5 protein-coding genes and 1 tRNA gene are annotated in these 5220 nt (G+C 63.9%); 2 read left to right on the top strand and 4 right to left on the bottom strand.

Annotated elements, in window-relative coordinates; translation table 11 throughout:
* Both RMO40_RS19340 and RMO40_RS19335 read left to right on the top strand, forming a co-directional pair.
* A partial coding sequence (locus tag RMO40_RS19340) for an SPFH domain-containing protein (protein WP_309724845.1) occupies positions 1–898 on the top strand: 898 nt, incomplete at its 5' end.
* Between the two features lie 25 nt (positions 899–923).
* Positions 924–1014, top strand: a tRNA-Ser gene (locus RMO40_RS19335).
* Positions 1015–1051: 37 nt separating this feature from the next.
* On the opposite strand, the gene RMO40_RS19330 is transcribed toward RMO40_RS19335, so the two are convergent.
* From RMO40_RS19330 to RMO40_RS19315, 4 genes are all read right to left on the bottom strand, one after another.
* Complete coding sequence (locus RMO40_RS19330; RefSeq protein WP_309724844.1) at positions 1052–2584, bottom strand: ATP-binding protein; 1533 nt, start codon at positions 2582–2584, stop codon at positions 1052–1054.
* A gap of 25 nt (positions 2585–2609) precedes the next feature.
* Complete coding sequence (locus tag RMO40_RS19325; protein ID WP_309724843.1) at positions 2610–4103, bottom strand: ATPase domain-containing protein; 1494 nt, start codon at positions 4101–4103, stop codon at positions 2610–2612.
* Positions 4100–4537 (bottom strand): hypothetical protein, encoded by a 438-nt coding sequence (locus RMO40_RS19320; RefSeq protein WP_309724841.1) that lies wholly within the window; start codon positions 4535–4537, stop codon positions 4100–4102. Before RMO40_RS19320 ends, RMO40_RS19325 begins: the two co-directional genes overlap by 4 nt.
* Before the next feature lie 133 nt (positions 4538–4670).
* The coding region (locus RMO40_RS19315) for an ABC transporter substrate-binding protein (protein ID WP_309724840.1) at positions 4671–5220 on the bottom strand (550 nt) is incomplete at its 5' end.

Here is a 5220-nt window from a genome sequence, read left to right as displayed (position 1 = left end):
GGCGGTCATTGCCGCCATCTTCATCTTCCAGACCTTCAAGATCGTGCCCCAGCAAAACGCCTGGGTGGTCGAGCGGCTCGGCAAGTACGACCGCACGCTGACCCCGGGCCTCAAGTTCGTCATCCCCTTCATCGAGCGCGTGGCCTACAAACACTCACTGAAAGAAGTGCCGCTCGACGTGCCCAGCCAGGTTTGCATCACGCGCGACAACACGCAGCTGCAGGTCGACGGCATCATCTATTTCCAGATCACCGACCCGATGCGTGCGAGCTATGGCTCTTCCAACTACATCTTCGCCATCACGCCGCTCGCCCAGACGCTGCTGCGTTCGGTGATCGGCAAGATGGAGCTCGACAAGACCTTCGAAGAGCGCGACACCATCAACGCCTCGGTGGTCAATGCACTCGATGAAGCCGCCAGCAACTGGGGCGTGAAGGTGCTGCGCTACGAGATCAAGGACCTGACGCCACCGGCCGAAATCTTGCGCTCGATGCAAGCGCAGATCACCGCCGAGCGCGAGAAGCGCGCGCTGATCGCGGCCTCCGAAGGCCGCAAGCAGGAGCAGATCAACATCGCGACCGGCGAGCGCGAGGCTTTCATCGCGCGCTCCGAAGGCCAGCGCCAGGCCGAGATCAACAACGCCCAGGGTGAAGCCGCCGCCATCGTGGCGGTGGCCGACGCCACGGCCGAGGCCATTCGCAAGGTGGCTGAAGCGATCCGCTCACCGGGTGGCGAGCAGGCGGTGCAGCTGAAGGTGGCCGAAAAAGCCGTCGAGGCGTATGCGCAACTCGCCCAGAAGAACAACACCATGATCGTGCCCGGCAACATGAGCGAAGTGGCCGCGCTGATCGCGACCTCGATGGCCCTGATCAGGAACAAGCCCGCTGGCACGCCGTGAGCGTGGGCTAGAATCGCCGGCTTCCGGAGAGGTGGATGAGCGGTTTAAGTCGCACGCCTGGAAAGCGTGTGGGGGCTAATAACCCCCCGCGGGTTCGAATCCCGCCCTCTCCGCCAATGAAAATGCCCGCCTCGAGCGGGCTTTTTTTCGCGCCTATGGCTCGACGGGGCCGGTCGGCATCCAACGTTTGATGATCGTGTGCAGTTGCTCGATGACAAAAGGTTTCGCCAGGTGATCGTCCATGCCGGCTGCCAGGCACCGCTCCACGTCGCCACTGAACGCATTGGCCGTCAAGGCGATGACGGGGGTGCGGGGCTTGCCGGTGGCGCGTTCGATCTCGCGCAGGCGCGTGGTGGCCTGGTAGCCGTCCATCACGGGCATCTGGCAGTCCATCAGGATCACCTCGAAGGACTCGCTGGCCAGCCGGTCCAGGGCCTCCTTGCCGTCTTCGGCCATCACCACCTGCATGCCCAACCCCTCCAACATGGCATTGCCGATCAGGCGGTTGACGCTGTTGTCTTCAACCAGCAGTGCCCGACCGCTTAGCAGGGCTAGACGCTCAGGCTCCTTGGGCGTTGGCACCACCACCGGTACCGCACCCGCGGTCCGCGGCAGGTCCAGCCCGAAACGGAAGGTCGCCCCCTGGCCGAGCGTGCTCGACACATCGAGCTCACCGCCCATGGCGCGAACAAGCCCGCGGCTGATCGCGAGACCCAGCCCGGTTCCGCCCAGCACACGCTCGGTCGTGGGCTCGGCCTGAACAAAAGGCTCGAAGATCTTTGCGAGCTGCGACTCGGCAATGCCCGGCCCGCTGTCCGACACCTCGAACGTGACGCGCCCGCTGTCGTCGCGGTCGTCTCCGAGAACCCGCACCACCACCGCGCCTCGCCGGGTGAACTTCATGGCGTTGCCCACCAGGTTGATCAGCACCTGGCGAATGCGCAAGGCATCGCCCAGGCGCCAGCCAGACAAGGCCGGGCTCGCCTCGAGCTGCAGCTCGACGAGCTTGCTCTTGGCCGTTGATGAAAACAGCAGCGTGACCGAGCGCGCCACATCGAGCACGTCGATGGGCTCTTGCGTGATCTCGAATTGGCCTGTGCCCATCTTGGTGAAGTCGAGCACTTCGTTGATGATGCTCAGCAAGGCCTCGCCCGAAGTCGCTGCCACGGTGATGTATTGACGTTGATGAGCCGTCAGCTCGGTGCCCGCCAGGAGCTCCAGCGCGCCGAGCATGCCGTACATGGGCGTTCGTATCTCGTGGCTCATGTTGGAGAGGAACTGCTCCTTCGCCCGGGCGGCTGACAGCGCTTCGTCACGCGCCTGCTCCAGCTCTTGGGTGCGCGCCACCACCCGCTCCTCCAGGGTGGCGTTGAGCTCCGCCAGAGACTCGCGCGCCCGCCGGTCGATCAAGGCGTTGAGCTCGGCCGCCCTTGAAACCTGGTCGAGTGCCTTGGTCAGCGCTTCGGCGTCGGTTTGCGCACGCAAGGCCGACAGAACCAGCTGCTCGTTGGCTTCCATGAGTTGACTGGCCTGGCTGCTCACGAGGGGCTGCCCGCTCCTCTTCTCCAGCTGCTGTTGCATGCGGTCCAGAACCTCGCGCACTTGGGTGGCCTGCTCCTGCAGCTCGGCGAGTTCTCGAGCAGCGCTGTCGAGCGCGCCGGGGCGACGGCTGAAAAGTTTGTGCACTTTGGCTCCCGGGAGTCGTTGCATATCAAGCACCGGCTCGGCGAGCCACAGCGAGGGGCGCATTCGCACCTTGCTGACGGGTGGGGCTGCCGCCCAGCAAGCCTTGCCGATCGGCCAACATCTCACCCACATGGATGCCGTCATCGGAAATGCTGAACTGGCGCAACTCGTTGGAGTGACTGCTGGCACGAACCTTGACCACCGCCATCACGCGTTGCAAGCGGCTGTCGACCTCGACGTAGCGCTGAACGATGATCGCGTCGGTCAGGAACGCCGTTCCGTAGGGGCTGAATCGAAGTTCGGTGTACCGGTCTTCGAGTTCGGAGGTCATCATGAGGGTGACACCCAGGCGCGCCACCGCGGTCACCATGCGTGACAGCGATTCGCGAAAGTCATCGCGAAATGTCGGTGCCAGCGCGAGCTGGAAGCCCGACAGCGAATCGATCACGATGCGGCTGGCCTTGAGGCGTCTGACCTCGTTCATCAGCAGCAGAACGATCTCGTCGATCGACAGATCCGGCTCACGGCTGTTGACCAATCCCACCTGCCCGCTGGCGATCAGCCCGGCGATCACCGGGTCTCGAAAGCGTGTGGCGCGCTGCTCAAAGGCGGCGATCACGCCGGTCTCGCCGCGGCGTGCGCCCTCCGCCAGAAAAGCCGTCGCCAGGATGCTCTTGCCCGAGCCCGACGGCCCGGCCACCAGCACCGAATACCCGCGCGGAATGCCCCCTCCCAGCATGTCGTCCAGTCGAGGCACGCCGGTGAGAGCACGACCCTCGATGATGGAGGGCTCCCTGTCGGCAATCATGGCCACCGCCACATCGGCCGGCGCAAACACGGTGATGCCGTTCGAAGCAATGCGCAGGGTGTGCAAGCCCGCCAGAGTGGGCTGGCCGCGCATCTTCGTCACCTCCAGCTTGCGCACCATGGAGTTGCGTTGCACGCTCTGGCGCAACCAGATCAGGCCATCGGCCACGGTGAACACCGGGTTGGCTTGCGTCTCGCCGGTGTACTCGCCGACGAGAAAGCTGGTGGCATGCCAGCTGGTCATGAGCATGCTCAGGCGGTGCACAAACTGCTGCAGCTTGTTGGGCGCGTCGCCTTCCCGGGTGCTGGCCAGCACCACGGCGCGAAAAGAATCCACGAACACGAAGGCCGGGTTGTACTTTTCAACCTCCGAGCTGATTCGCAGCAACACGCCGTCAAAGTCGCTGGCGTTGATGTCGTCTGTCAGATCAACGAAATGAATCGCTTCGTTGATCCGCTGGTCGTCGAAAAAATCAAACTGCTGCTGGTAGCGCAGCATCTTGAGCGGCGGCTCGCCGAGCACGGTGAAGTAGAGCGCCGGCTGCTTTGTCGAGGCCATCGCAAACATCATCTGGTGGGCGAGCGTCGTCTTGCCGCAGCCCGGAGGCCCCGCGATGAGTGTGAAAGAGAACTCGGGCACACCGCCACCGAGTACCTCGTCCAGCCCAGGCACACCCGTGACCAGCCGTTTGATTTGTACTTTGCTCGTCATGGCAAGTTGTCCTGGGCGCTCGGCCCACCGTTCGATGGAGAGGCCCACACGGACCCCAGCAAACGCTCGCTGAGCGAGTTGCCGATCAAGTCGCTCAGCAACTCGATGAAGGTGTGGATGAGCACGGCACCCACTTCGGCGGCGGCGGTACCGCTCTGGCGGGCCAGCATGGAGCGCAATGGCAACAGGTCGATCGCCAAAGCGTCATCGGCGCCTGCGGGCATTTGCGCCAGCCAGGGGTAGGCCGCAGCGTTCAGGTGCAGGCTGCGCTTGTACAGAGCGGCCACGCCGCGGCGCCCCAACACCGGCGTGAGAGCGCGCTCGATGTCGTTCCATGCGGAGCCGATGGCCAAGGCGACGTGGCTGGCATCGTCACTCTGGCTGACTCTGAAAGCCAGTGAAGCGGTCACCCGCGGGTCGGCTGTGCTTTGCATGAAATCACTCGCCCTTGTTCGCCGCTGAAGAGACCACACGCTACGAGACTGCAGCCACCGCGTCTGTGCGCTTGCGAACACCCATGAAAAAGGGCGCCCGAAGGCGCCCTTGTTTCCAGCTTGAACCGAAAGCTCAGCGAACCACGGCGATCTGCTCGCGCTTTTCACCCTTGTAGGTGTAGAGCGTCAGTGCGCCGTTCTTCACGTCGCCCTTTTCGTCGAACGAGATGGTGCCGGTCACGCCCTTGAAGTCGGCGGTCTTGGCCAGCTCAGGCAGGTACTTGGCAGGGTCGGCCGAGTCGGCCTTGACCATTGCAGCCACCAGCACGTTCACGGCGTCGTACACGTACGGTGCGTAGATCTGCACGTCGGTGTTGAACTTCGCCTTGAACTTGGTGCGGAACTCATCGAGACCGGCCTTGGCTTCACCTTCCACACCACCGGCTTCGGCGCACACCACCTGGCCATCGGCCATGGCACCACCCGACAGCTTGGGCAGCTCGCCGGTGCAGATGCCGTCGCCGCCCATGAACTTGGCCTTGATGCCGAGTTGCTTGGCCTGGCGAATCATCGGGCCGGCCACGGCGTCCATGCCGCCATAGAACACCACGTCGGGCTTGACCGACTTCACTTTGGTCAGGATGGCGGTGAAGTCCGTGGCCTTGTCGGTGGTGAATTCGTGG

The sequence above is a fragment of the Rhizobacter sp. genome (assembly GCF_031412075.1).
Taxonomy (GTDB): Bacteria; Pseudomonadota; Gammaproteobacteria; order Burkholderiales; family Burkholderiaceae_C; genus Rhizobacter.
The sequence above is the reverse complement of the archived record's forward strand: the minus strand, read 5'-3'. Positions and strand labels throughout refer to the sequence as shown.

Bases quoted from the DNA above. Each gene is read 5' to 3' on its own strand.
- RMO40_RS19325 (WP_309724843.1), bottom strand. From the start codon at position 4,103: ATGACGAGCAAAGTACAAATCAAACGGCTGGTCACGGGTGTGCCTGGG.
- RMO40_RS19320 (WP_309724841.1), bottom strand. From the start codon at position 4,537: ATGCAAAGCACAGCCGACCCGCGGGTGACCGCTTCACTGGCTTTCAGA.